Source organism: Rhizocola hellebori, assembly GCF_016862955.1.
In the GTDB taxonomy this organism is placed as follows: Bacteria; Actinomycetota; Actinomycetes; order Mycobacteriales; family Micromonosporaceae; genus Rhizocola; species Rhizocola hellebori.
Genome location: NZ_BONY01000022.1, coordinates 105,969 through 130,318, shown reverse-complemented (window position 1 = coordinate 130,318; position 24,350 = coordinate 105,969). Strand labels below are relative to the sequence as shown.

The window sequence follows — 24,350 nt, the reverse complement described above, 5'->3', positions numbered from 1 at the left end:
CGGCATCATAAATCGCGCTGCGGCAAAACCGCAGAAGCGTATGGCTCGTTGGCACAACGAAGGCGGGCATGCGCCAAGTTGCGGTATTGGCGTCTCTCCGGGCCGCGGTCACGGCCTGTGGATAACCTGTGGAGAACTTTATGGAACCCGGGGATAACCCGGATTTAGGATCTCCACTCGCCACGGACAGTGAAGACATCGTGATAGCTCGGAGCCAACCGCAATGAAGGGCCGGACATGAACCACGAGCGCGACTCCATCATGTGGCTGGGGTTCGTTCTTGCGGGCTGGCGGCTCTGCGCGGGCGGCCGGGTGAAGTCCCTTTCTGCCGCGGTCGCGCGGGGGGCCCGGGCATGACCGAGATGATGACCGCCTCCGAGCTGGAGGCCGTGTGGCAGGCCGCGACCGCCGAGTTGCGCGACGAGATCGTCTCCCCCCAGCAGAAGGCCTACCTCCGGCTGACCCGCCTGCGCGCCATAGTTGAGGACACGGCTCTGCTCAGCGTTCCCAATCCACAGGTGCGCGAGATCATCGAGCAAAGGCTCCGGCCGGCGATCACCGAGGCGCTGTCGCGGGTGCTGGGCCGATCGCTTCAGGTGGTGGCCACGGTGCGTCCGCCGGAGGAGGCGCCCGCGCCCGCCCCGGTCCAGGCCGCGCAACCTGCCTTCGCCACCTCGATCATGACGCCGGCTTTCGCGCCGCCCGCCGACGATGAAGACGCCTTATTCTCTGTGCCGTCCCAGCGTCCGCGGGACACCTCGCCGCCACCGCCGCTGCCCCGGCATGACAGCCCGATCCACGGAAGGTCCCGGCCCGGCGATCCGACCCCCGACCACGACGACGATCATCGGTCGCTGGACAGGCCCATGCATGGCCGGCAGAGCGTGCCCGCCGCGGAGGCCGGGCCGAAGCTCAACCCGAAGTACCGCTTCGAGACCTTCGTCATCGGCTCCTCGAACCGTTTCGCGCACGCGGCGGCGGTCGCGGTGGCCGAGTCACCCGCGAAGGCTTACAACCCCCTGTTCATCTACGGCGGCTCGGGGCTGGGCAAGACCCACCTGCTGCACGCGATCGGGCATTACGCCAAGGAGCTCGGGCACGCCCGGATAGTGCGCTACGTGTCGACTGAAGAGTTCACAAACGACTACATCAATTCGGTTCGTGACAACCGCGGCCACGACTTCCAGCGCCGGCACCGCGAGGTCGACATCCTCCTGATCGACGACATCCAGTTCTTGGAGAAGAAGGAGAGAACCCAGGAGGAGTTCTTCCACACCTTCAATACGCTGCACAACGCGAACAAGCAGATCGTCATCTCGTCCGACCGCTCGCCCAAGGCTCTGGCCACTTTGGAGGATCGGCTGCGCACCCGCTTCGAGTGGGGCCTGCTCGCCGACATCCAGCCACCCGATCTTGAGACGCGTATTGCGATCCTGCAGAAGAAGGCGGCCCAGGAGCGACTGCACGCCCCGGGCGACGTGCTGGAGTTCATCGCCTCCCGCGTTTCCAACTCGATCCGCGAGCTCGAGGGCGCACTCATCCGGGTGACCGCCTATGCCAACCTTTCGCGCAGCGCAGTCACCCTGCCGATCGCGGAGGAGGTGCTGCGCGACTTCATCCCAGACGACGCCGCCCCCGAGATCACCGCCGACCAGATCATGAGTTCCACTTCGGACTACTTCGGGGTGAGCCTCGAGGACCTGCGCGGGCACTCCCGCTCCCGGGTGCTGGTCAACGCGCGCCAGGTCGCCATGTACCTGTGCCGCGAGCTGACCGACCTGTCGCTGCCCCGGATAGGCCAGGCCTTCGGCGGCCGCGACCACACCACGGTCATGCACGCCGACCGGAAGATACGGCAGCAGATGGCGGAACGGCGATCCTTGTACAACCAGATCGCCGAACTCACCAACCGCATCAAGCAGAGCTAGCTCAACCTCTCCCATCGCAGTTCGTTGACCTTCTTCCGATAGGTGCGGACCTCGGTGCCGCCCCCGGCCAGCTCTACGGTGACCTTCACTTGCGAACCCACCGCGTCGAACGTCTGCACATGGGCTATCCCGTCCTGGCCGGATGCCACCCCTATAAAGAGGTAATCCCCAGGGACCGGGCTCATCCGGAAGGTGTAGACCGCGATCGTCTCGGAAACAGTGCCGACCTGGTCAACCAGTCGGTAGAGCACGACTGCTTCCGTCTGCTCGCCGCTGCCGATGAATTCTGACCGCACCATGGTCACGGAGTAACTGTTCTCCCCAAAGCGAGCGATGCCCGAACCATTGACCAGCTTGACGAAACCCAGACCCCCCGGCGCTATCAACTTCACGGTGGCGTTGGCCATGTCGGTCTTCGCTGGATCCGATGGGGGATTGGCGAACTTGGTCGGACCGCCCACCTGACTGAAGCTTCCATTTTGGAAGCGGTAAGCGCGCACCTGCATATCAAGGATGTAATGCCCGCCGTCGGGCACGATCGGGCTCAGCACGGTCACCTCGACGACCCCGTCGCGGACGACGATCGGCTTGTCCGAGTCCACTTCGAAACTCTGATGGTCGGGCGAGCGAAGGACGAAGCCGAGCGGGGAAAGCTCGCCGGTCGGCGAAACCTCGAGCGCCAGGACCTGACCATGCGCTACATACCCACGGCACCAGATCACGGTGAGGATCTCCGCACCCGGCTTTCCGTCGACATCTGCCATCGTCGGCTTGCCGTCCAGCATCAGACTGGTCTCCTGCGGCGACGCATTCGGATCCACATCGACCCTGCCGTCGACGAACTTTCGCAGCCCGGCGGGGCAATCTGTCGTCTCCGGAAACGCGGGCACGACGAACGACGCGTTGCGGATGTCCACCGGTGGCACCGGTTCTGGCGACGGGGTGGGCGACGCCGATGGTGAAGGCGACGCCACAGTCGGTGTGGGCGACCCGATCGGGGGCTTCACGTCGCCGCCGGGACCGATCAGCACCAGCACACCGACCACGCCGGCCAGGGCCACCGAGGCCATCCCGGCGCCGATGACACGCTGCCGCAGGGCCAAGCGACGTGAACCTCTTAATACGCGGTCGCGCAGATCGACCGATCGCGCCTCTCCGGCCAACTCGGCCAGCCCTGCTCTCAGATCCTGAGTCATCGCAGCATTCCCTCCACCTCAAGCAATTGGGGCGCGAATTTTCGCAGCTGGACAAGGGCTTTCGAGGTCTGCGACTTGACCGTGCCGATCGATATCCCCAGCACCTCGGCGGTCGCTGACTCGGTGAGATCCTCGAAGTACCTCAGCACGATGACCGCTCTTCGCTTGGGGGGCAATTGGTTCAAGGCATGTCGCAGCACGAGCCGGTTGTCCGAGACGTCGTACCGGCCAGCCTCCGCCCTTTCCGGTACCTGCTCCGTGCTGCGTTCCGCTGATCGACCACGCCGCCACCAGCCGATGTTCAAGTGGTACATCACTTTTCGCGTGTAAGCGTCCGGGTTGGAGTCTGCGAGGCGCCGCCAGGCACGGTGTGTCCGGATCAGCGCATCCTGTACCAGATCCTCCGCAAGGTGCTGGTCACCCGTGAGCAAATAGGCCGACCGAAGCAACGCCGGGGTTCTGGCCCTGACGTAGGCGTCGAAGTCGGCCGCAGTCGAATCCATGTGTACAGCCTTTTGTCGTAGGGGTATGACACCGTACGACAACTGAAGTCAGGCGAGGTCTCAGATGGTTGCCCCGACTTTGTCCACAGGTTCGGTGGATAAGTCAGTGGATAACCCGGTGGATTTCCTGTGGACGGGTTGTGGATGGCTGTGGACAAAAAATGGTCTAAAAATCTTGGTGTGGAAAAGGTGTGGACCGACGTCCATGATCCGTGGATAAGCCTCCATGATCCGTGGATATCCCTGTGGAGTGTCACGAAGGACTTAGTCCACAGTCTGGGGATAACCCCTGGGGACATCCGGTGGATAACCTGTGGAGAGCGGTGGACAACCTGGGGACGATTCGCCCGCTGTGGACAACTGGGCTAGTTATCCACCGGCAGTCCACAGCCCGTCCACAGGGCCACACCGCTCCTGAGCAGTGGGAAGAGGGGTTATCCCCAGTTTCCACAGGACCTATGAACAAGATGGGTTTTATCTCTAATAGAGAAAACAAAACAAAATCACCTGGGCTCGATCTGTGGACGGATCCTGCGAATTAGGAGATCGTCGGCAGGGCCTATGGTTTTAGCGAAACTGGAGAGCTGGGAGGCAGTTATGAAGTTCCGGGTCGAGCGGGATGCGCTTGCCGACGCGGTGGCGTGGACGGCCAAAAGCTTGCCGAGCAGACCGTCGGTGCCGGTGCTTGCCGGTGCGATGCTCCGGGTGATCGATGGCCGGCTCCACGTCTCCGGCTTCGACTACGAGGTCTCCAACCAGGTCGACGTCGATGTGCAGGCCGACGCTGACGGCGCCGCCCTCGTCTCCGGGCGTCTCCTGGCCGAGATCACCAAGGCGCTCCCGGCCAAGAAGCCAGTGGAGATCGCCGCTGTGGGCTCCCATCTGGAGCTGGTCTGTGGAAGCGCTCGCTTCACGCTGCCCACCATGCCCGTCGAGGACTATCCGACCCTGCCCGAGCTGCCTGCCAGCGCCGGCACGGTCGAGGCTGCCGTGTTCGCGGCCGCCGTGGCCCAGGTCGCGATGGCCGCCGGCCGCGATGAGACGCTGCCGATGATGACCGGGGTCCGGGTCGAGCTGACCGGCGACACGCTCGCCCTGCTCGCCACCGACCGGTACCGGCTGGCCGTGCGCGAGATCTCGTGGAGCCCCAACGACCCCGACATCAACACCAACGCGCTGGTTCCGGCCCGCACCCTCGCCGACACGGCCAAGACCCTCGGCCCGCTCGGCGGGGAGGTCACCATCGCGCTCGGTGGAAGCGGCTCCGCCGGGGAAGGCATGATCGGTTTCGTGGGCGGCACCCGCCGTACCACCAGCCGCCTGCTCGACGGCCAGTCGTACCCGCCGGTGCGTTCGCTGTTCGCCCCCACCTACTCCTCCGAGGCTCGGGTCGGCGTCGCCGCCCTGACCGAGGTGGTCAAGCGCGTCTCGCTGGTGGCCGAGAAGGCGACCCCGGTCCGGCTGAGCTTCAGCGAAGACGGCTTGGTCGTCGAGGCGGGCGGCACAGAGGAGGCTCGCGCCAGCGAGGCGATGGAGGCCACCTTTACCGGAGAGACCATGACGGTCGCCTTCAACCCGCAGTACCTCATCGAAGGGCTCGGTGCGCTGAACGCCCCCACTGCGGTCTTTTCCTTCAATGATCCGTTTAAGCCTGCGGTGATCACGCCAGCGGGTGACGATGGTGCGGTGATCGCCGGTTTCCGGTACCTGATCATGCCAATTCGCGTCGGAAGGTAAGAGCACATGCAGCTGGGGCTCATTGGCCTGGGCAAGATGGGCGGGAACATGCGTGACCGCCTGCGCGCCGCAGGACACGAGGTCGTCGGTTACGACCGCAATCCGGATATCAGCGACGCCACCGGCCTGGCCGATATGGTCGACAAGCTGGCCAGCCCTCGCGTCATCTGGGCGATGGTGCCCGCGGGCGAGATCACCGAGCAGACGATCGACGAGCTGATTCCGTTGCTGAGCCCCGGCGACGTGGTGATCGACGGCGGCAACTCGCGCTTCAGCGACGACATGCCGCGCGCGGTGCGCCTGGCCGAGCACGGCATCGGCTATCTCGACGTCGGCGTCTCGGGTGGGGTTTGGGGCAAGGAATATGGTTACGCGCTCATGGTCGGCGGCGAGGTCGACCATGTCGCTCTCGCGATGCCGATCTTTGAGGCGCTCAAGCCGCCCGGTGAGTTCGGCTTCGTCCACGCGGGCGGCGTCGGGGCCGGCCACTACGCGAAGATGGTCCACAACGGCATCGAGTACGGCCTCATGCACGCCTACGCCGAAGGCTACGAGCTGTTGGAGAAGTCGGAGATCGTGTCTGACGTGCCCGGGGTTTTCGCCTCGTGGCGCGAGGGGACGGTGGTCCGGTCGTGGCTGCTCGACCTGATGAGCCGCGCGCTGGCGGAGGATCCGCATCTGGACAAGCTGAAGGGATACGCCGACGACACTGGCGAGGGCCGGTGGACGGTCGAGGAGGCGATCCGGCTCGCGGTGCCGATGCACGTGATCGCGGCCTCGCTGTTCGCCCGCTTCGCTTCCCGCCAGGACGACTCGCCCGCGATGAAGGCTATTGCCGCGCTGCGCAACCAGTTCGGTGGCCACGCGGTCAAAAGCCAAGCCGGAGAGTAACGCGTCGTGTACGTCCGGCGGCTTGAGCTGACCGACATTCGGTCTTACGCGGGAGTCGCCGTTGACTTCGAGGCGGGCCCGAGTGTCCTCATTGGACACAACGGGGTGGGCAAGACCAACCTTGTTGAGGCGCTGGGTTATGTGGCCACCTTGGCCAGTCACCGGGTCTCCTCCGACGCGCCGTTGGTGCGCAGCGGAGCGAGCTCGGGGGTGATCCGGTGTGCCATTGTCCACGATGGACGCGAGCTGCTGGCCGAGCTGGAAATCGTTCCGGGCAAGGCCAATCGAGCCCGCTTGGGAAGATCGCCGCTGCGCCGCTCGCGCGATGTGATCGGCGCGCTGCGGCTCGTGCTGTTCGCGCCCGAAGACCTGAGCCTGGTCCGCGGAGACCCTGAGCAGCGTCGGCGCTACCTCGACGATCTGCTCGTGGCGCGCCAGCCGCGCTTCGCCGGGGTACGCGCCGACTATGAGCGAGTCCTCAAGCAGCGCAACGCTTTGCTGCGCAGCGCCTACCTCGCTCGCAAGGTGGCCGGGCGCAAGGGCGACCTGTCCACCTTGGAAGTCTGGGACCAGCACCTTGCCGAGCACGGCGCAACGCTGCTGCAGGCACGGCTCGCCCTGGTCGACTCGGTGGCGCCGCATCTTGAGGACGCGTATCAGAAGGTCAGCGCGGGCCAGGGCAAGGCGGTGGTGGAATATAAGGCCACGGCGATGCCGGAGAACATCTTGCAAGCCCTGGCCGACGTGCGCGACGAGGAGATCGCCCGGGGCACCACCCTGGCCGGGCCGCATCGCGATGACCTCGTGCTGCGTCTGGGCGATCTGCCGGTGAAGGGATACGCAAGCCACGGCGAGTCGTGGTCCTTCGCGCTGGCGATGAGGTTGGCTTCCTACACCCTGTTGCGTTCAGAAGCCATTGAGCCTGTCTTGGTACTGGATGATGTCTTCGCAGAGCTGGACACCGGCCGCCGAGAACGCCTCGCCGACCTTGTCAAAGACGCGTCGCAAGTGCTCATTACCTGCGCCGTCGAGGCCGATGTGCCAATCTCTTTACGAGGAGCGCGATATTTGGTCTCGCCGGGGGAGGTGGCTCTTGTCCAATGAGGAGGAGAAGCCGGCCGGTCCCGAGCTGGCCCGCGCGGCCCTGGAGGCGGCGCTGCGCAAACGCGCCGCGAGGCAGCAGGCGGCGCCGCGCGATCCGGCCTCCGTCCGCAAGCGGGGATATTCCGGTCCCGGGCCCGACCCTCGCGACCCCTCGTTGTTCGGCGATGTGCTCGCCAAACTGATCAAGACCCGGGGCTGGCAGCGACCAGCGGCCGAGGCGACCCTCTTCGGCTCGTGGGCGCAGGTAGTCGGCCCGGACATAGCCGAGCACAGCCGCCCGGTCTCGCTGGCCGACGGCGAGTTGACCGTGGAAGCCGAGTCGACCGCGTGGGCGACCCAGCTGCGCCTGCTCAATAAGACGATCTTGACCCGGATCGGCAGCGTCGTCGGCCACAACCTCGTGACGAAGCTGCGCATCCACGGCCCGTCCGCGCCGGCGCGCGGCAAGGGCCAATGGCGGGTCAAGGGAACCGGCCGCGACTAGAAAGCCTCTAAGCGCGCATGCGCCGTATCTGGAGGCTCGCCGCTGTCCTGATGTTGACAGCCTTTTCGTTGTTACTTGCGCCCCAATCGGCCTGCGCGTGCTCGTGCGCGCTCTCGTCTGAGCCGGAGTTCACCAACAACGCCGACCTCATTTTCGTCGGAGTGGTCACCGCGATCGACAAGCCCTTCGGGATAGGTGGCGGTGGCGAGCTCAAGGTCGACTTCGTGGTGGAAGACGTCAGCAAAGGCGACAGCGCTGGTCACCTCACGCTGCTGACCGCGTCTGATGGCGCTGCCTGTGGATACGACTTCAAGGTCGGACATCGGTTCAAGGTCTATGCCAACGATGGTCACACTGGCCTGTGTTCGGGCAACCAGCTGCTCGGCTCGGCCCCGGAGGTGCCTGTGGACAAGCCGTTTCCGGTTGGCCTGGTGGCCGTCGGCGGCGGTGTGCTCGTGGCCGGGCTGATCGCCTTCGCCCTGCACCGCCGCCGGGCGCTCTAACGCCCGCCGGCGCTTCGGCTGGCCTCCCGCCAGTTCCTTAACTTTCCGCGTAAACGGCGAAGCCCCGGTCGGCGCAGCGCCGATAGAAGCGTGCCAGGACGCCGAATTCGGACAGTGGGAAGCTCCACTGAGGAGCCCCGCCCGAGTCGTCGCGCAGCGCGTCGAGACGCTGATCGAGCCAGCGCAGCTGCTGATCGGCCAGGCGAGCGTCCGCGAGGGCACCCTTGAGCAGCTCGGCGACTGTGTCGAAGGTGACGACCACGCCGTGCTTGCCGTGTCCGTCGACGAACTTCTCCAGCCCGCCGGCGATCCACGCGCAGCCGTCGGGGTCGATTACCGGATCCTCGTCCTCCTCAGCGGCCTCGGTGGCGTAAAGCACCCCAGACAGACCCAGCAGAAGGTCGACGACCTCGGTATACGCGGTAGCACGCACCGTTCCGGTGCGAGCGATGTGCCCGGCGAGCGCGGCGGTTGGCGCCTCGGTCTCCGGCTTTTCGGCGAGCTCGGCGAAATCCACAAACTCGGCCGGGGCGACCGGGTCATAGAAACGGCCGGTGGCCGGCCATTGAACGGCGACGTTGTCCAGCCCCATCAATGCCCTCTTTCCTGCAGTACTGGGCCGAGCGCAACTTACGGCATAAAGGCGGTGTTGCGCGACCCCCTGAACGTCCGACAGTGCCAAGGCCTCGCCCGTTGCATGTGGGGGGAGTTGCGGAGGGAGCCATTCGAGCGGCTACGGACTTCTCAGGTACCCGTACGGTGCCGCCAGCGCACGGTTGTCGGGGGCGCCCAGTAGGATTGCGGCGAGACTTCATATGAAGGGGATACGCGTGGCTGGCAGCAGCGAAGAGAACGGCCCAGAGCCGGGCGCGGTCTGCATCACCTCGTCCAGCAGGTTGTGGATAACGAGGTTGTGGATAACGCGGTCGACCAGGCCCGGCCCGGCCAGAGCGACTTTCGGCGAGTCCCAGCGCTCCTTCATCCAGCGCAGCGCGAAAGATGGCCGCCTCCTGACCATGTGAGCCCCGCGTTTATCCACAGCTTCCACAGGGTTATCCACAGACAGTTCCGAGAAGGATGCACTAAGTGACAGAGACGCCAGACACCCATGATCACGGGCGGGTAGAGCCAGTCGGTCTCGAGGTGGAGATGCAGCGCTCCTACCTCGACTATGCGATGAGCGTCATCGTCGGCCGGGCCCTGCCCGACGTCCGCGACGGTCTCAAGCCGGTTCACCGCAAAATTCTCTACGCCATGTACGACGGCGGCTTCCGCCCCGATCGCGGCTACTTCAAGTGCGCGCGCGTCGTCGGCGAGGTCATGGGTAACTACCACCCGCACGGCGACACCGCCATCTACGACTCGCTCGTTCGCATGGCCCAGCCCTGGTCACTGCGCTATCCGCTGATCGATGGCAACGGAAACTTCGGCTCACCAGGCAACGACCCGGCCGCCGCCATGCGGTACACCGAATGTCGTCTATTTCCGCTGGCGATGGAGTTGCTGCGGGACATTGACGAGGACTCGGTCGACTTCATCCCCAACTACGACGGCCGCAACCAGGAGCCGACGATCCTGCCGGCCCGCTTCCCGAACCTGCTCGTCAACGGGTCCGAGGGCATCGCGGTTGGCATGGCGACGAAGATCCCGCCGCACAACCTGCGCGAGATCGGCGCCGCGGTGCAGTGGTGCCTTGAGCATCCGGAGGCCGACGAGGCGGAGACGCTGGAAGCGGCGCTGAAGATCGTTAAGGGACCCGACTTCCCGACCAGAGGCCTCATTGTGGGCACCTCGGTGATCGAGGAGGCGTACAGGACCGGTCGCGGGTCGATCCGGATGCGCGCTGTGGTCGAGGTCGAGGAGGACAAGCGCGGGCGGGCCTGCTTGGTGGTTACCGAGCTGCCGTACCAAGTAAATCCGGACAACCTCGCGGAGCGCGTGGCTGAGCTGGTCAAGGAGGGCAAGCTCGCCGGCATCGCCGACATCCGTGACGAGTCGAGCGGCCGCACCGGCATGCGCCTGATTCTCGTGCTCAAGCGCGATGCCGTGGCGAAGGTGGTGCTGAACAACCTCTACAAGCACACGCAGCTGCAGGAGACGTTCGGCGCCAACATGCTGGCCCTCGTCGACGGGGTGCCGCGCACGCTCAACCTGGCGCAGTTCCTGCGCTACTACGTGGCGCACCAGATCGAGGTCATCCAGCGGCGCACGGCCTACCGGCTGCGCAAGGCCGAGGAACGCGCGCACATCTTGCGCGGTCTGGTCAAGGCGCTCGACATGCTTGACGAGGTCATCGCCCTGATCCGGCGCTCGCCGACGGTGGAGGCGTCCCGCCAAGGCCTCATGGAGCTACTCGAGGTCGACGAGATCCAGGCGACCGCGATCCTCGACATGCAGCTGCGCCGCCTGGCCGCCCTGGAGCGCCAGAAGATCGTCGACGAGCTCGCCAAGATCGAGATTGAGATCCGCGATCTGCAGGACATCCTCGCCAAGCCCGAGCGCCAGCGTAAGATCATCTCCGACGAGCTCGGGGAAATCGTGAGCAAGTGGGGCGACGAGCGCCGCACGAAGATCGTCCCGTTCGACGGCGAGGTCTCCATGGAGGACCTCATCGCGCGCGAGGAGGTCGTGGTCACCATCACCCGCACCGGCTACGCCAAGCGCACCAAGATGGACCTCTATCGTTCGCAGAAGCGTGGTGGCAAGGGCGTTTCCGGTGCGACCCTGCGCCAGGACGACATCGTCAGCCACTTCTTCGTCAGCTCGACCCACGACTGGCTGCTCTTCTTCACCAACAAGGGCCGGGTCTACCGGGCCAAGGCTTACGAGCTGCCCGAGGCCTCGCGGGTCGCGAAGGGTCAGCACGTCGCCAACCTGCTCGCGTTCCAGCCCGATGAGCAGATCGCCCAGGTAATTCAGATCCAGAACTACGATGTGGCCCCATATTTGGTTCTGGCGACCAAGAATGGACTCGTGAAGAAAACCGCGCTGGCGGAGTTCGACTCCAACCGCTCAGGTGGCATTATCGCCATCAACCTGCGTGACGAAGACGAACTCGTGGGTGCTGCGCTGATCGCCGCGGAGGATGACCTTCTCCTGGTGAGCAAGCAGGCTCAAGCCATCCGGTTCAACGCCACCGATGAGGCGCTGCGGCCGATGGGCCGTGCTACCTCGGGTGTTATCGGAATGCGGTTTGGTGATGGTGACGTGTTGCTTGCTATGGAGGTCGTCCGCGACGGAATGGACGTCTTGGTGGCAACCAATGGCGGATATGCCAAACGCACTCCGATCGACGAGTATCCAATCCAGGGGCGTGGGGGTAAGGGCGTCCTGACTGCAAAGATCACAGAACGCCGTGGCGGACTGGTTGGCGCAGTCGTTATCAGCCCGGAAGACGAGCTCTTCGCTATCACAAGTAATGGCGGAGTTATTCGTACTCCGGTGAAGCCAGTGCGCAGGACGCGCGATAGGAACACAATGGGTGTCAAGCTGATGGACCTCCCAGAAGGCGTGACCCTCGTCGCCATTGCTCGTAATGCCGACGAGCCGGACGAACAGGACTAATGCATGACCGAGACACAGGCGATGTCGGAGACCGCGGGGACTCCGGCCGACCCCGCCGAGCAGGAAGCCAAGAAGCCAGAGGCTGCGGCTGCTCCTGAGGCGGCGGGCAAAGCGGCCGTTGGCCGTGCGTCGGTCCCCGCTGATCCCGCTTCCGCTGTCGCAGCCGAACCGCAGGCCGCGGCCGCGTTCACCCGCCCAGCTGGCATGCCGGCCCCGGCGGAGGAGGAGAAGCCGCCGCTGAGAACCGGCACTCCGATTGGGCGCACCGCTATGGGTGCAGCGACCCTGCGTTCCGTGGTCAACAGCGCCACTGCCGGAGCTGTCCGCGTCACCGAGGCGGTGCGTGCCGCCCGCACGGGCGTGACCACGGGTGCTTCTCGCGGCCCGCGCCGGGCTCGCCTGAGCATCAAGCGGGTCGACCCTTGGTCGGTGATGAAGTTCTCGTTCGCCGTCTCGTTCGTGCTTCTCGTCGTCATCATCGTCGCGACCTCGGTGCTCTATCTGGCCCTCGACGCGATGGATGTCTTCGACTCCTTGAACAAGACGCTGGCCGAGCTGTTCACCTCGAACGGCGGCGGTGGAGACGCATTCAAGATCACGGCCGGTGGCGTCATCGGTGTCTCCGCGATCCTGGGTGCGATCAACGTGGTGCTCTTCACCGCGCTGATGACTCTTGGAGCCTTCGTCTACAACGTTTGTGCCGATCTCGTGGGTGGCGTCGAAGTGACGCTGGCCGAGCGGGAGTAGCCCAAACACTCCGCGTTTGTCGTGGTGGCGATGTTCTTTTGACATCGCCACCACGACGCGCGCTTACTGGTTTGGGAGATCCCGGGACAGTGAGGTAAGGTTCGTTGTCGCTGAGGGGCTATAGCTCAGTCGGTTAGAGCGCAGAGCTGATAACTCTGAGGTCGAAAGTTCGATTCTTTCTAGCCCCACTCGCGCGCTTATAGAGGTGGCCATCATGTGGAAGAAGCTCGTTGTCCTTGCCGGCATCGGAGTCGCAGTTGTTCTGGTGGCGAAGAAGATAAAGGCAAATAGCGACGAGCGCGCCTTGTGGCACGAGGCGACTACCGCACCAGACCTGCGCTAGGCGCAGCGGGGCCTTAGCTCAATTGGCAGAGCACCGCCTTTGCAAGGCGGGGGTTAGGAGTTCGATTCTCCTAGGCTCCACCGAAGATTGTCGACCAGTCATTGCGCAGCCCAAATTCCGCGAGTGTCTCGTCTTCTGACTCGCTGGCCGAGTTGCCGGCGGCGAAGACTGTCGTGGGGAAGGCGCGCTCAGGCGAGGTTTGGTTTGGCGGCCTGGCTGGGAAACGCGGGGCGAAGGCCCGGCCCGGCGTTGATGCGCTCGTTGAGCTCGGCGAGGCGGCGGGTGAGCCGGTTAGAGGCCAGCTGGTCGATCTGAGAGCCAGCTTGAGCGGCGACCTTGCGGCACTCCTCGAACTCGCCCAAGGCGAATAGCGCCTCCGCGAGGCTGACCATGTCGAGGGTGCGGTTGCGGGCGTTGGCCGGGCCGCGCAAAGAGATGGCTTTTTTCAAGCGTTCGATCGCGAGTGGAGCGTGCTTGGCGCTCTTGCGGGCCAGGTCCACATAGGCCGCCCCGGTGAGGCTGTAAAGCTCGGCCTCGGTGACGTGCTGACGGCCCCATTCACGGGAGACCGAGCCCTCGGCGCGGACGAATTCCTGCTCCGCCTCGCCGACCGCGCGTTTGACCGCCTCGGCGTCGCCGCGCTGGGCATTGGCCCACGCCTTGATACACAGCTGGTTGGCCCGCTCGCCATGGCCGAGAACGGATTTCGCCGCGTGCTGGGCAGCGTCGAGCAGACCGAGGGTGTCTTCGGGTTGCTTCAGCTCGATGTTGTGCCCGGCCATCCGGACGATGAGGTGGGCGCCGAGGTGGCGGTCGCCGGCGGCCTTGGCGGCTTGCAGTGCCAGCTGGTACATCTCGCGCGCGTCGGTGTGCTCCTCGAGATCGCGGGAGATGTAGGCCCCCAGGCCGGCCAGATCGGCGATGCTGTCGAGAAGCTCCCGTCGCACGGCATCGTCGGTGGCGGCGCTGTGCATCATGCTCGCCTGCTCGAGCAGGGTGCTGACGTGCTGGCGGATGCCTCCACCGCCGTGTCTGCTCACCCAGCCGCGGTAGAGATTGGTCGCTTCCCGAAGCTCGGCCACGTGCTCGGGGGTGATCCGGCGAGGGAGATCGACCCCGGCGCGGGCACCAACAGGCCACCCGGCGACGACCAAACTCGCGGCTGCCAGGCTTCTCATGACCTGACGACGTTCCGTCTCGACCTCCTCGCCATAGAGACCGTTGTCATCAACGGTAACGGCTGAAGGGGCTGGTTCCTGCTTTCTTCTTTGAGCCCGCGCACGTGCAGCGGCACGTTCCAATTTGTCCAGCGGCAGGTCGAGGGCGATAGCCAAGTGGCGCAAGGAATCAGCCGAGGGAACGCGCTCTTCCCGCTCATAGCGGGAAATCTCGTTCTTGGTCACGGTCATCCGGCCGGACGCGGCACAGATCTGCTCGGCGAGTCTTTCCTGACTCTTACCCAGCTCACGCCGGCGCAGGGCGATGAGCGGGCCTAGCGACAAGTCGGCCGGCATCACGCCACCTCCCAATGGCCTACCCGCTGGCCCACCGTTACCGGTTGGCCTACCAGTTGGCTGGTGTGCAAGATGCTACTCCCACAATACGGTCGTTCGGTCCCCGCAGCTCAAAACAGCGATGGGTCAGGACAAAACGACGCGCGCTATACAAGGCGGTATTCCGGTCGGCTGCGGGATAACGGGGGTGTGTGGACCGCGATCGCTAGGCTTCCTGCTCTCCGGGGGTGGGGGAATGCGCCACCCCGGAGCGACGACTCCGGGGTGGCGCCCACATCAACGAGAGGGTGTCACGGGGTGAGGACCTGGGTGCTAGCGAGGATGCCGTCGAAGACGTGGCGTTCGGCGTCGGGCCCGACCGCCAGCAGGAAGGAAACGAGGTCGCCAGTCAGAGCCACTACCAGCACGCGGATGTAGGCGGGGTCGCGTGCGTCGGGGTCGAACACCAGCCCGTACCCGGCTCGAGCGGCCGGGCGGCCGGCGACATTCGCGTTCTCGATGACCACGTTGGTCCGGTTGCCGTCGAACGGCAGGAAGAACTCGCCGTACTCGGAGGCAAGCCAGGCCGCGCCCGCGATCAGCTCATCGCCGGACGGCGCGTCGGTGGGAAGGTCGTCCCACCGTCCGGAAACGACGATGGCTCCGGTGCCGTTCGTGATCGAAGTGGAAAAGGGGGAGTCGAGCGGATCGGTGCCGAGCAGCCATCCCTGGGGACAGCGGTAGCTGAGGTGGGCAACCGTGTCATGGACACGGTCTGAGGCGAATGTGGTCATCCGACCTCCACATGCGACAGAGATGTCGGCAAGACTATAGATCAATCATCAACAGTGAACAATATCGTTTCACGTGAAACATCAACATTGTCAACAATGGTCGTCAATGGCGCACGCATCGCCCGCCACCGGCTCGACTTCCAAAGAGGACAGGATGTCGCGGAACGTGGACGGGTCCTGCGCGCCGCTGATCGCCGCCCGGCCATCGAAGACGAAGGTAGGCACGCCGGTGATACCCAGCTGGCGGCCGGCCCGCAGCTCCGCCCGAACCTCCTCGACACCCTCTTGTGAACTCAAGAACTTTCGAGTGAGTGTTGGCGACGGCGTGAGCGAGGAGATGACGTCGCGGTCACCGATGTCCAAACCGTCGGTGAAGTGGGCGCGATGCAGAGCTTCGACCATGGGACGCTGATCGCCGCCTTCCGCGCCGGACCACCAGATGAGCCGATGCGCGTCGAAGGTGTTGGCGCTCACAGCGTCGTCGAAGTGCATGGTGAGGCCCTCGGCCTCGGCGACGTTGGTCACATTGGCGAACATGCGCCGCGCGTTGGCCTCCCCGCCGTAGCGACGGCCAAGCCATTGCACGAGCGGGATTCCGGCGGATTCGGCCGACGGGTCCAGCTGGAAGGCGCGCCATTTGAGCGTCACGGCCTCGTCGGAGAACGAGGAGAGCGCCTTGAGCAGGCGCCGTTCACCGATCCAGCACCAGGGGCAGACAACGTCGGAATAAATCTCAATCTCCACGCAGGTGGCAACTGCCGCAGAGCGGAGGCGATTCCCGAAAACGGGTGTGTGCCAAACTACGCTGCGTGGCTTGGAGCAGGTATGTAGCGGTGGGGGACAGCTTTACCGAGGGGCTGGACGACCCATATCCGGATGGCACGTATAGGGGTTGGGCCGATCTGGTCGCCGATCGGCTGGGCGCGAAGTACGCCAACCTCGCCATCCGCGGCAAGCTCTTCGACGCGGTGGCGGTCGAGCAGGTACCCGCCGCGCTGGCCATGAAACCAGACCTGGTCAGCTTCGCGGCCGGTGGCAACGACGTCCTGCGCCGGCACTGCGACCCACCCAGCCTGATGCAGCGCTACGACGGTGTGATCAAACGGCTTCGCGACAGTGGGGCCGATGTGCTGGTATTCCGGTTCGCTGACGTGATGGCCCGGTTGCCGGGCAACAAGATGATCGCGCCGAGGATCCAATACCTCAACAAATCGGTGGGGGAGACCGCGCAGCGCCATGGCGCGAAGCTGGTCAACCTCTGGGGCGACGACGAGTACGCCAACCCGGCGCTGTGGAGCATCGATCGCCTGCACATGTCGGCCGCGGGCCACCGGCGCACCGCGGCGCACGTGCTCACCGTGCTGGGCCTCGAGGTGGAGCCGACCTGGTGGGACATTCCGCCATGGCCGGCCCGCAAATCGTGGCCGGCCGCCCGCACCGCCGACGTGATCTGGGCCGGCAAACACCTCGCGCCATGGATCAAACGCCGGCTCACCGGGCGCTCGTCCGGCGACGGAATCCTGCCCAAACGACCCACCCTCGACTGATCCAGATTCTGCTTCGCACGCGCCAGCATTACTGCAACCGCTGACCCGCCTCACACGTCTGGCAGTCATCTACCCAGGGAGGAAGGACAGTGTGACGGTCGTGATGGCCCATGCGGCGCCAAAACCTGTACCGGCTGCGGAGTCCCTGCCCGACTTCGACGAGTTCTACTCGGCCAATTATCTGCGGCTCACCGTGCAGATCTATGCCTACCTCGGCGACCAGCACGAGGCTCAGGACCTGGTCCAGGAAGCGTTCTGTCGCGCGTTCAGCAGGTGGAAGACCGTCAGCGAATACGCCGAGCCGCTCGCCTGGGTGCGCCGGGTGGCCTGGAACCTGGCCACGAGCAGGTTCCGCAAGCAGAAGACAGCCGTGAACTTCTTACGCAAACAGCGGGAGGAACACGTTGAAGGACCGTCACCCGATCGTGTCGCGCTGACCCGCGCGCTGTCCCAGATTCCAGAGCATCACCGTCGCGCCGTGGTTCTCTACTACCTAGGTCAGCTTTCGGTCACGGAGATCGCCTTGCAGGAGGGCGTGGCCGAGGGCACCGTTAAGAGCTGGCTCAGCCGCGGTCGGGCCGCGCTGGGCAACCAGCTGACGGGGCAGAGAGGAGGCGATGATGCCTGAGGATTACGACGAGTTGATCCACGGCGCGTTCGGTGACTTCACCGATGATGCCGAGTCCACGATCACCTCGCGCGGAAGCGGGGATGTCCGCAGCAAGGTCGCCCGTCGCCGCCGCTATCGCACCACCACGGTCATAGTGATCATTCTGTTGCTCGCCCTGGTGGGTTTCTTGGCATTCGGCTGAGCGGCGTGCTGTAAAGATCGCGTTGCAGCTGGATTCTGTGAAGGTCAGGGGGTCCACCTGCGGGGCATGTTGCGGGTACGGTACCCGCGTGGGCCACTCCTTCCAGGTCGATCTCCGTGGTGTCGTCGACCTGCTTAGCCACCACCTCTACGCGAGCCCGCGGGTCTACGTCCGCGAGCTGCTGCAGAATGCCGTCGATGCGATCACGGCCCGGCGCGCGCTGGAGGAGAGCGCCCCGGCCACGGTGCACATCGAGTGTGCGCAGTCCCGGCTCACCATCAGCGACAGCGGCATCGGGCTGACCGAGGAGCAGGTCCACGAGTTGCTGGCCACCATCGGCCGGTCGAGCAAGCGCGACGATTTCGGCTTCGGGCGTCACGAGTTCCTAGGCCAGTTCGGCATCGGCCTGCTCTCCTGCTTTCTGGTGGCCGACGAGATCCAGGTGGTCACGCGGCACGGCGATGCGCCGACGGTCTATTGGACGGGCTATTCCGACGGCCGGTACGAGATAGGCGCCGGACCGGACCGCGAAGAGCAGGGCACCACGGTCACGCTGCATGCGCGCCGCGGCGAGGAAGCCTGGCTCGCCCCGCAGCGGGTGACCGAGCTGGCCCGCCTGTTCGGGTCGCTGCTGCCGGTGACGGTGAGCGTGGACGAGACCGTGGTCACCGGCGGCCCGCTGCCGTGGCAGGAGGGTGGCGAACGGGTCCGCTACTGCCAGGAGGTTTTCGGCTTCACCCCCTACGACGTGATCGAGCTGGACGTCCCCGAGGCGGGCCTGAAGGGCCTGGCCTACGTGTTGCCAGTCGCGGCGAGCCCCTCCGCGCGGGCCGGGCATCGGGTCTACCTCAAGCGAATGCTGCTGGCCGAGGGCGCGGAAGGTTTGTTGCCCGATTGGGCGTTCTTCGCCCGCTGTGTGGTGGACGGCACCGAGCTGCGGCCAACCGCGAGCCGGGAAGCCCTATATGAGGACAGCCTTTTGGATCAGACCCGAGAGGCGCTCGGCAGCCAGCTGCGCGGATGGCTGGTGAACCTGTCGCGGCAGAGCCCAGCACGGGTTCTGGAGTTCCTGAGCATCCACCATCTCGGGGTCAAATCCCTTGCGCTGCACGATGACGAGATGCTGCGCCTGGTCGCCAACTGGTGGCCGATGGAGACGAACATGGGCCGGTTGACGCTGAGCGAGTTCCAGCAGCGCTACGAGGTGATCCGTTATTGCGCCACCCTCGACGAGTTCCGCCAGCTGGCCGCGGTCGCGGCCGCGCAGCGCCTGGCGGTGGTCAACGGCGGCTACACCTATGACTCCGAGCTGATCGAGCGGATGCCCTCGCTGGATCCCGCCTACCTGGTCGACCGGATGGATCCCAGCGACATCACTACCCGTTTTCACCTGCTGGAGAAGGCTGATTCGCAAGCGATGCAGCCGTTCGCGGCGGCGGCTCAGCGAGCGCTCGACCGGCTTGGCTGCGAGGTGGTGTTGCGGGGCTTCGATCCGGTGACGCTGCCCGCGCTCTACCTGGTCGATCGCGATGCCACGTTCCAGCGGCACCTGCGCGAGACGCGCGAGCTTGCCGACGAGGAGTGGGCCGGGGTGCTGGCGGCGTTCGAGTCGAGCACCACCCTCGAGCGCCCGCAACTGGTCTTCAATCACCGCAACCCGCTTGTGCGCCGGATAGCGTCGCTTTCCGATGAGAGGCTGATCGAGCTTGCGGTGGAAGGGCTTTACGGCCAGGCGCTGTTGCTGGGGCACCACCCGCTGCGCCCAGCCGACACGGCCCTGCTCAACAGATCCTTCCTGGGTCTGCTCGACCGCGCGGTAGCTGGAGATTCCTCATGAGCACGCCTCAAAAAGTTGAACTGCTGATCCGGCAGACCTGGGAGGCCCCGTTTGGGCCGGGTCAGATCGCGTTGGCTGAGGAGGCGATCACGCAGGCCGATCTGCTTGGCGATGACGAGCTGCGCTTCGATGCGAGGATGGCGGCGACCAACGCCTATCAACATGGCGGCGAGCCGGCCAAGGGTTTCGTGACCTTCTCGTGGTGCCTGGCGCAGCACGACCGCGATCCGGGGCGCTTCGGGCATCACGAGCATCTGCTGCTCTGGTACTTCAAGTACATGGTCAATTCGCTGACCGATTTCCCTGAAGTGCCGTTGGCGCGCACCTATGCCGTGCTCGACGATATGCAGCGCCGGTTCCAGGCTGGCGGGCACAGCTTGCAGGCCGTGCACAAGCATCGCTGGATGGTGGCGATGCACGTCGGCGATGCCGCGACGCGTGACGAATATTACGAGCGCTGGCAGAGTGCGCCGCGCGATCCGAACTCCGACTGCGAGGGCTGCGACCCGACCGATCAGGCCTGGCACCTCACCGAGCTGGGCTCATACGAGGAGGCGATCGCGCTCACCGCACCGGTCTTGGCGGGCAGGCTGACCTGTGCCGAGCAGCCGCAGGCGATTCTGACCCAGCTTCTGTTGCCGTACCTGAGGACGGGACGGCTCAGCGAGGCCCGTTCGGCGCATCACGCGGCATACCGGGCATTGCGCGGCAACCCGGCCAACCTGATGGCGATCGGCGACCATCTCAGGTTCCTGGCGATCAGCGGCAACGCCGACCATGGGCTGGAAGTGCTGCGCCGCCATCTGTCGTGGTTGGACAGAGCACCCTCGCCCTATGCCGAGATGTGGTTCTGCGCGTGTGCGGCGCTGGTTTTGCGGCTGGCCGATGGCGACGCGAAATTGGGTTCCGAGCTGACCGCGCGCGCGACCGCGCTGGCGGAACGGTTTGACACCCGAAACGGAACAACTTTTCAGAGTGCTAAAGTCGCGGACTGCTTGGCGGGTGAGGCGGAGGGCGAAAAGCTCGCGCTGAGTCTGAGTGCTCAGCTTGTGACGGCTTCGCCTGGTACCCACATAAAGAAAGCCAATATGTCTGTGACGCTTGACGATGTTCCGGCCGACGCCGATCTCGACCTTCTCCTCGATCTGTCCGAGGAAGCGTTGTGGCGCGACGATTCCCCACGGGTCGAGGCGCTGTGGGCACGGGTCGAGGTCTGGCAGGAGGCTGAAGGGCTGACCCCGCTGCAGCGCGCGCGGCTGGCCGACCTGACTGGCATGCGGCTGCATGACGGTGACTCGGCGGAGCTGATCCGGATCTGGGGCGAGGCCCGCGACCTTTACGGGGTCGCTGGCGATGAGGTGCGCGAGCAGAGAACGCGCGGGCGGATAGGCCTGCACCTGTGCCGCCATGGTGAAGCCGAACGAGGCCTGGTCGATGTGCGGGAGACGACGGAGTTTCTGCTGGTGCACGGTTCGGCCAAGGACAAGGCCGGGGCGTTGCGCCGCCTTGGCGTGGCGCTGCTGCACGCCGGTGATCCGGTGGAAGCGGTCAGCACCCTGGACAGGCTCAACGAGGTCCCCGAGGAGGATCCCGGTCCGCGGGTCAAGCTGCAGGCGCTGATGATTAAGGCGCAGGCGCTGGGTGCGGCGGGTCAGGTAAATGCCGCGCTGGAGACAGCGGAGCAACTCATCGCGGGGGCGCGGGAAGCAGATGAGCCCGAGCTGATCGGGCTCGGCGAGTTCATTCTCGGGCAGAACCACCTGTTGCTGGAGGATGCGCAGTCGGCGGTGCAGGCCTATGAGCGGGCCCTCGCGCATGACGACCTGCCGTCGGATCTGGTCCGGGAGGTCAAGGAGCGGCGCGGAATGCTGCTCGCGGGCACTGGGCGGGCGGCGGAGGCGATCGATGATCTCGCTTCGCTGGTGGCTCGGCTGGTGGCGGAACGTCAGCAGGACGAGGCCGACTATGCGCGTTTCCAGTTGGCGGTCGCGCTTTTCAACGCTGATCGGGCCAACGACGCGGCCGAGGTCGCCGAGGAGGCGCTCTATGGCGCCGATCGCGCGGTGAACCAGGCGCTCGCCGATCAGGTGCGGCACCTGCTCGCGGCGGTCTATCAGCGACTCGACGAGCCCCAGCAAGCGCTGGCCCATCTCGATCAGCTGGCGCAAAACCTCAACGGCTTCGACAATGCCGCACATCGGGCGGGCGTGCTGGAACAGGCGGGCGACCTGCTCTTCGACCTCGACAAGGATTCGGCTGCGGCGCAGCGCTTCGAGTCGGCCGCTGCCGCCTACGGCGTGGCCGGAGCCCCACTGGATCGGCTTCGCGCGCTTCGCCGGCAGGCGGTCGCCTCCATGTTCGGGCTGGGACCTCAAGCGGCGCAAGAGGTTCTGGCCACGGCAGACGATGCCGCCGCGCAGATCGAGGACACCGCTGATCCGCATGCCCGGTACGAGCTGGCCTGGCTGGCCCTGGACGGCGCGCGGGTGCTCGCCGGTTCGGGCGAGCCCGATGCCGCCCTCGGCCGGGTGAGAACGGTTCCGCACCAGTTCCGTTCGCTCGAAGCGTTTGGTGAAGCATTTCTCGCCGACCTGACGATGGGCGAGATCATGCTCACGCTTGGTCAGCCGGAGGATGCGGAGAAGGTGTTGCGGGGTGTGGTCGGTGGCCTGCCCCGGGACGCAGGTGCCCTGCCCAGGGCCGCCTACGCCCTCGCCCATGCGCTGCTTCAGCTGGAGCGGGTCGACGAGGCCCGCCAGCTGGCCGAGCAGTTCGGCTTCGAACTCGATTAAAACTCGCGAGTAAGGTTTCACGCGTGACGGTTACAGCAAAGCGCAGGTCGCGCCGCGAGGAGATCTTAGAGATCGCTGTCGGTCTCTTTGCCTCGCGTGGGTACCACGGCGTGTCCATGGATGACATCGGCACCGCCGCCGGTGTTACTGGACCGGCTCTCTACCACCACTTCGCCGGCAAAGAGGCGATGCTCGCGGCCGCGCTGAAGCCGGTCAGCGAGGGTCTGCTCAACGGTGGCAAGGCCCGAGTGGAGGCATGTGACGGGGACAGCCGCAAGGCGCTCGCCGAGCTGGTCGACTTCCATGTCGACTTCGCCCTGGCCAACCCGGCAGTGATCGCGTTGCACCTGCACGAGCTTGATCGTCTTCCGGAGGAGCCGCGCCGCGAGATCCGCCGGCTGCAGCGTAGATACGTGGAAGAGTGGGTTCAGGTGCTGACCGTCGTGCGCAGCGAGCTGAGCGCGGCCGAGGCGCGGGTGCTGGCTCACGCCGCGTTCGGCCTGATGAACTCGACGCCGTTCCTCGGTGGCGAGGTGGAGCGCACGCAGCGAGCCAAGCTGTTGCGCCACGCCACCCTTTCAGCCCTCCTCGGCTGAGCGCTCACTGCATAATTCCTACAAAGAAAACTGCAGGTATTTGACAAAGCGAGCCTAGTTGGGGTCGAGTACCTCCCATTAACCTTCGGCAGGTCGTTGGCAAAATTCGGGAGGAACCCATGATCGAGTCGGTGCTGGTGGCTAACCGTGGGGAAATAGCCCGCAGGATCATCCGCACCGCGAAGCGCCTGGGCATCCGGGCGGTCGCGGTCTACTCCGAGGCAGACGCCGAGCTTCCCTTTGTGCTTGAGGCCGACGAGGCGGTGTTGATCGGGCCCGCCAACCCGGCCGAGTCCTACCGCAACACCCAGGCGATCCTTGACGCCGCCAAGAAGACCGGCGCCCGGGCGATTCACCCCGGCTATGGCTTCCTTTCCGAGAATGCCGGCTTTGCCGAAGCGGTGACGGAAGCCGGTCTGGTCTGGGTCGGTCCCAGCGCCGAGGCGATCACGGCGATGGGCGACAAGATCAACGCTCGCAATCTCATGCAGGCTGCCGGGGTACCGGTCGCGCCCGGCACGACCGATCCCGCGCACTCGATCGAGAGCGCCTTGGAGGCGGCCGAGGAGATCGGGTACCCGGTGATGGTCAAGGCCGCGGCGGGTGGCGGCGGGATGGGCATGGCGGTCGCCGCCGACGAGGTCGCGCTGCGCGAGCAGCACGAGCGGGTGCGCAGCTTCGCTGAGCGCATGTTCGGCGACGGCTCGGTGCTCATCGAGCGCTACTTCCCGCGGGTGCGCCACATCGAGGTGCAGATCCTGGGCCTAGCCGACGGCCGGGTGGTCGCCCTCGGCGAGCGCGAGTGTTCTGTGCAGCGACGTAACCAGAAACTGGTGGAGGAGTCGCCTTCCCCGGCACTCACCGCGACTCAGCGCGCGGCTCTGCTCGAGGCGGCCGTCCGGGCGGGCGAAGCGGTGGGCTACCGCAACGCAGGCACGGTGGAATGCCTCTTCGATCCGACCACCGGCGAATTCTTCTTCCTCGAGATGAACACGCGCCTTCAGGTCGAGCACCCGGTCACCGAGGCCGTGTTCGGCATCGACCTCGTGGAAGCGCAGTTCCGGGTCGCCTCCGGGCTGCCGGTCGAGGTGCCCACCGAGAGCAGCGGCCATGCCATCGAGTTCCGAGTCAACGCCGAGGACCCCAAGCGCTTCCTGCCCGGCCCCGGCCCCATCAACACTTGGGTGGAGCCCACCGGCCTGGACGGAGTGCGAGTCGATTCGGGCTACACCGCCGGCAATGTGGTGACGCCCAACTATGACTCGCTGATGGCGAAGCTGATTGTCTTTGGCGTCAGCCGGGAAGAGGCGTTGCAGCGCGCGCAGGCCGCCGTCGCCGCCTTCCAGATCGCCGGGCCGAAGCACAATCTGCCCTTCTTCGCCGAGCTGCTGTCCAATGAAGAGTTTCTTTCCGGCGAATACGATACGGCGCTCGTTTCGCGCATGCGGTGACCTTAGGCCTTTCCTGATCGTTGAGGGT

The 24,350-nt window shown here is 65.6% G+C and carries 23 protein-coding genes and 2 tRNA genes; 18 read left to right on the top strand and 7 right to left on the bottom strand.

Annotated elements, in window-relative coordinates; translation table 11 throughout:
• Positions 1-362: 362 nt before the first annotated feature.
• Positions 363-1,928, top strand: a complete 1,566-nt coding sequence (gene dnaA, locus Rhe02_RS19825) for a chromosomal replication initiator protein DnaA (RefSeq protein WP_203909769.1) — start codon at positions 363-365, stop codon at positions 1,926-1,928.
• Here the strand turns inward: dnaA and Rhe02_RS19820 are convergent.
• On the bottom strand, positions 1,925-3,124 hold the full coding sequence (locus Rhe02_RS19820) for a hypothetical protein (protein WP_203909751.1): 1,200 nt from the start codon (positions 3,122-3,124) through the stop codon (positions 1,925-1,927). The two genes, dnaA and Rhe02_RS19820, sit on opposite strands and share 4 nt — an antisense overlap.
• A complete protein-coding gene (locus Rhe02_RS19815) occupies positions 3,121-3,627 on the bottom strand; it encodes a SigE family RNA polymerase sigma factor (RefSeq protein WP_203909750.1) in 507 nt (168 codons plus the stop codon). Before Rhe02_RS19815 ends, Rhe02_RS19820 begins: the two co-directional genes overlap by 4 nt.
• A 597-nt stretch (positions 3,628-4,224) precedes the next feature.
• On the opposite strand from Rhe02_RS19815, the gene dnaN reads away from it, so the two are divergent.
• From dnaN to Rhe02_RS19790, 5 genes are read left to right on the top strand one after another with little or no spacing between them, the layout of a single operon-like run.
• The gene (dnaN, locus tag Rhe02_RS19810) at positions 4,225-5,364 is read left to right on the top strand and encodes a DNA polymerase III subunit beta (protein ID WP_203909749.1); all 1,140 of its coding nucleotides are present in this window, start codon (positions 4,225-4,227) and stop codon (positions 5,362-5,364) included.
• Between the two features lie 6 nt (positions 5,365-5,370).
• On the top strand, positions 5,371-6,255 hold the full coding sequence (gnd, locus tag Rhe02_RS19805; RefSeq protein ID WP_203909748.1) for a phosphogluconate dehydrogenase (NAD(+)-dependent, decarboxylating): 885 nt from the start codon (positions 5,371-5,373) through the stop codon (positions 6,253-6,255).
• Positions 6,256-6,261: 6 nt separating this feature from the next.
• Positions 6,262-7,359 (top strand): DNA replication/repair protein RecF, encoded by a 1,098-nt coding sequence (recF, locus tag Rhe02_RS19800; protein WP_203909747.1) that lies wholly within the window; start codon positions 6,262-6,264, stop codon positions 7,357-7,359.
• Positions 7,349-7,843: a DciA family protein gene (locus Rhe02_RS19795; RefSeq protein WP_239123924.1), complete on the top strand. Its 495-nt coding sequence runs from the start codon at positions 7,349-7,351 to the stop codon at positions 7,841-7,843. Before recF ends, Rhe02_RS19795 begins: the two co-directional genes overlap by 11 nt.
• A gap of 50 nt (positions 7,844-7,893) precedes the next feature.
• The gene (locus Rhe02_RS19790; RefSeq protein ID WP_203909745.1) at positions 7,894-8,346 is read left to right on the top strand and encodes a hypothetical protein; all 453 of its coding nucleotides are present in this window, start codon (positions 7,894-7,896) and stop codon (positions 8,344-8,346) included.
• A gap of 37 nt (positions 8,347-8,383) precedes the next feature.
• Here the strand turns inward: Rhe02_RS19790 and Rhe02_RS19785 are convergent, their stop codons facing one another.
• Together Rhe02_RS19785 and Rhe02_RS19780 are read right to left on the bottom strand one after the other, a co-directional pair.
• Positions 8,384-8,938, bottom strand: a complete 555-nt coding sequence (locus Rhe02_RS19785; RefSeq protein ID WP_203909744.1) for a hypothetical protein — start codon at positions 8,936-8,938, stop codon at positions 8,384-8,386.
• Positions 8,939-9,157: 219 nt separating this feature from the next.
• A complete protein-coding gene (locus tag Rhe02_RS19780; RefSeq protein WP_203909743.1) occupies positions 9,158-9,394 on the bottom strand; it encodes a hypothetical protein in 237 nt (78 codons plus the stop codon).
• Positions 9,395-9,432: 38 nt separating this feature from the next.
• Between Rhe02_RS19780 and gyrA the strand changes: the two genes are divergently transcribed.
• The 5 genes from gyrA to Rhe02_RS19760 all read left to right on the top strand — a co-directional run bounded on the left by gyrA (position 9,433) and on the right by Rhe02_RS19760 (position 13,080).
• Positions 9,433-11,910: a DNA gyrase subunit A gene (gene gyrA, locus Rhe02_RS19775; RefSeq protein ID WP_203909742.1), complete on the top strand. Its 2,478-nt coding sequence runs from the start codon at positions 9,433-9,435 to the stop codon at positions 11,908-11,910.
• 3 nt (positions 11,911-11,913) lie between these two features.
• Positions 11,914-12,657 (top strand): DUF3566 domain-containing protein, encoded by a 744-nt coding sequence (locus Rhe02_RS19770; RefSeq protein ID WP_203909741.1) that lies wholly within the window; start codon positions 11,914-11,916, stop codon positions 12,655-12,657.
• A gap of 114 nt (positions 12,658-12,771) precedes the next feature.
• Positions 12,772-12,845, top strand: a tRNA-Ile gene (locus Rhe02_RS19765).
• Between the two features lie 26 nt (positions 12,846-12,871).
• On the top strand, positions 12,872-13,000 hold the full coding sequence (locus Rhe02_RS49890) for a DLW-39 family protein (RefSeq protein ID WP_239123923.1): 129 nt from the start codon (positions 12,872-12,874) through the stop codon (positions 12,998-13,000).
• Positions 13,001-13,007: 7 nt separating this feature from the next.
• Positions 13,008-13,080 (top strand) — tRNA-Ala (locus tag Rhe02_RS19760).
• Positions 13,081-13,188: 108 nt separating this feature from the next.
• Here the strand turns inward: Rhe02_RS19760 and Rhe02_RS19755 are convergent.
• The 3 genes from Rhe02_RS19755 to Rhe02_RS19745 form a co-directional block, all read right to left on the bottom strand.
• Positions 13,189-14,514: a helix-turn-helix domain-containing protein gene (locus Rhe02_RS19755; RefSeq protein ID WP_203909740.1), complete on the bottom strand. Its 1,326-nt coding sequence runs from the start codon at positions 14,512-14,514 to the stop codon at positions 13,189-13,191.
• A gap of 290 nt (positions 14,515-14,804) precedes the next feature.
• On the bottom strand, positions 14,805-15,287 hold the full coding sequence (locus tag Rhe02_RS19750) for an APA family fibronectin-binding glycoprotein (RefSeq protein WP_203909739.1): 483 nt from the start codon (positions 15,285-15,287) through the stop codon (positions 14,805-14,807).
• A 90-nt stretch (positions 15,288-15,377) separates the two neighbouring features.
• A complete protein-coding gene (locus tag Rhe02_RS19745; protein WP_203909738.1) occupies positions 15,378-16,031 on the bottom strand; it encodes a DsbA family oxidoreductase in 654 nt (217 codons plus the stop codon).
• Between the two features lie 65 nt (positions 16,032-16,096).
• On the opposite strand from Rhe02_RS19745, the gene Rhe02_RS19740 reads away from it, so the two are divergent.
• From Rhe02_RS19740 to Rhe02_RS19710, 7 genes are all read left to right on the top strand, one after another.
• Positions 16,097-16,834 (top strand): SGNH/GDSL hydrolase family protein, encoded by a 738-nt coding sequence (locus Rhe02_RS19740; protein ID WP_203909737.1) that lies wholly within the window; start codon positions 16,097-16,099, stop codon positions 16,832-16,834.
• Positions 16,835-16,937: 103 nt separating this feature from the next.
• Entirely contained in the window at positions 16,938-17,462 is a 525-nt protein-coding gene (locus tag Rhe02_RS19735) for an RNA polymerase sigma factor (protein ID WP_203909768.1), read from the top strand.
• A complete protein-coding gene (locus tag Rhe02_RS19730) occupies positions 17,455-17,646 on the top strand; it encodes a hypothetical protein (protein ID WP_203909736.1) in 192 nt (63 codons plus the stop codon). Before Rhe02_RS19735 ends, Rhe02_RS19730 begins: the two co-directional genes overlap by 8 nt.
• An 88-nt stretch (positions 17,647-17,734) precedes the next feature.
• Entirely contained in the window at positions 17,735-19,483 is a 1,749-nt protein-coding gene (locus Rhe02_RS19725) for an HSP90 family protein (protein WP_203909735.1), read from the top strand.
• A complete protein-coding gene (locus Rhe02_RS19720) occupies positions 19,480-22,275 on the top strand; it encodes a tetratricopeptide repeat protein (RefSeq protein WP_203909734.1) in 2,796 nt (931 codons plus the stop codon). The genes Rhe02_RS19725 and Rhe02_RS19720 overlap by 4 nt, the downstream gene beginning before the upstream one ends.
• A gap of 23 nt (positions 22,276-22,298) precedes the next feature.
• Complete coding sequence (locus tag Rhe02_RS19715) at positions 22,299-22,871, top strand: TetR/AcrR family transcriptional regulator (protein WP_203909733.1); 573 nt, start codon at positions 22,299-22,301, stop codon at positions 22,869-22,871.
• Between the two features lie 119 nt (positions 22,872-22,990).
• Positions 22,991-24,322: an acetyl-CoA carboxylase biotin carboxylase subunit gene (locus Rhe02_RS19710; RefSeq protein ID WP_203909732.1), complete on the top strand. Its 1,332-nt coding sequence runs from the start codon at positions 22,991-22,993 to the stop codon at positions 24,320-24,322.
• The last annotated feature ends 28 nt before the right edge of the window (positions 24,323-24,350 follow it).

Bases quoted from the DNA above. Each gene is read 5' to 3' on its own strand.
- Rhe02_RS19815 (WP_203909750.1), bottom strand. From the start codon at position 3,627: ATGGATTCGACTGCGGCCGACTTCGACGCCTACGTCAGGGCCAGAACC.
- Rhe02_RS19730 (WP_203909736.1), top strand. From the start codon at position 17,455: ATGCCTGAGGATTACGACGAGTTGATCCACGGCGCGTTCGGTGACTTC.
- Rhe02_RS49890 (WP_239123923.1), top strand. From the start codon at position 12,872: ATGTGGAAGAAGCTCGTTGTCCTTGCCGGCATCGGAGTCGCAGTTGTT.
- Rhe02_RS19755 (WP_203909740.1), bottom strand. From the start codon at position 14,514: ATGCCGGCCGACTTGTCGCTAGGCCCGCTCATCGCCCTGCGCCGGCGT.
- Rhe02_RS19710 (WP_203909732.1), top strand. From the start codon at position 22,991: ATGATCGAGTCGGTGCTGGTGGCTAACCGTGGGGAAATAGCCCGCAGG.
- gnd (WP_203909748.1), top strand. From the start codon at position 5,371: ATGCAGCTGGGGCTCATTGGCCTGGGCAAGATGGGCGGGAACATGCGT.
- Rhe02_RS19790 (WP_203909745.1), top strand. From the start codon at position 7,894: ATGTTGACAGCCTTTTCGTTGTTACTTGCGCCCCAATCGGCCTGCGCG.
- Rhe02_RS19820 (WP_203909751.1), bottom strand. From the start codon at position 3,124: ATGACTCAGGATCTGAGAGCAGGGCTGGCCGAGTTGGCCGGAGAGGCG.
- Rhe02_RS19750 (WP_203909739.1), bottom strand. From the start codon at position 15,287: ATGACCACATTCGCCTCAGACCGTGTCCATGACACGGTTGCCCACCTC.
- Rhe02_RS19785 (WP_203909744.1), bottom strand. From the start codon at position 8,938: ATGGGGCTGGACAACGTCGCCGTTCAATGGCCGGCCACCGGCCGTTTC.
- dnaA (WP_203909769.1), top strand. From the start codon at position 363: ATGATGACCGCCTCCGAGCTGGAGGCCGTGTGGCAGGCCGCGACCGCC.
- dnaN (WP_203909749.1), top strand. From the start codon at position 4,225: ATGAAGTTCCGGGTCGAGCGGGATGCGCTTGCCGACGCGGTGGCGTGG.
- Rhe02_RS19720 (WP_203909734.1), top strand. From the start codon at position 19,480: ATGAGCACGCCTCAAAAAGTTGAACTGCTGATCCGGCAGACCTGGGAG.
- Rhe02_RS19770 (WP_203909741.1), top strand. From the start codon at position 11,914: ATGACCGAGACACAGGCGATGTCGGAGACCGCGGGGACTCCGGCCGAC.
- Rhe02_RS19735 (WP_203909768.1), top strand. From the start codon at position 16,938: ATGGCCCATGCGGCGCCAAAACCTGTACCGGCTGCGGAGTCCCTGCCC.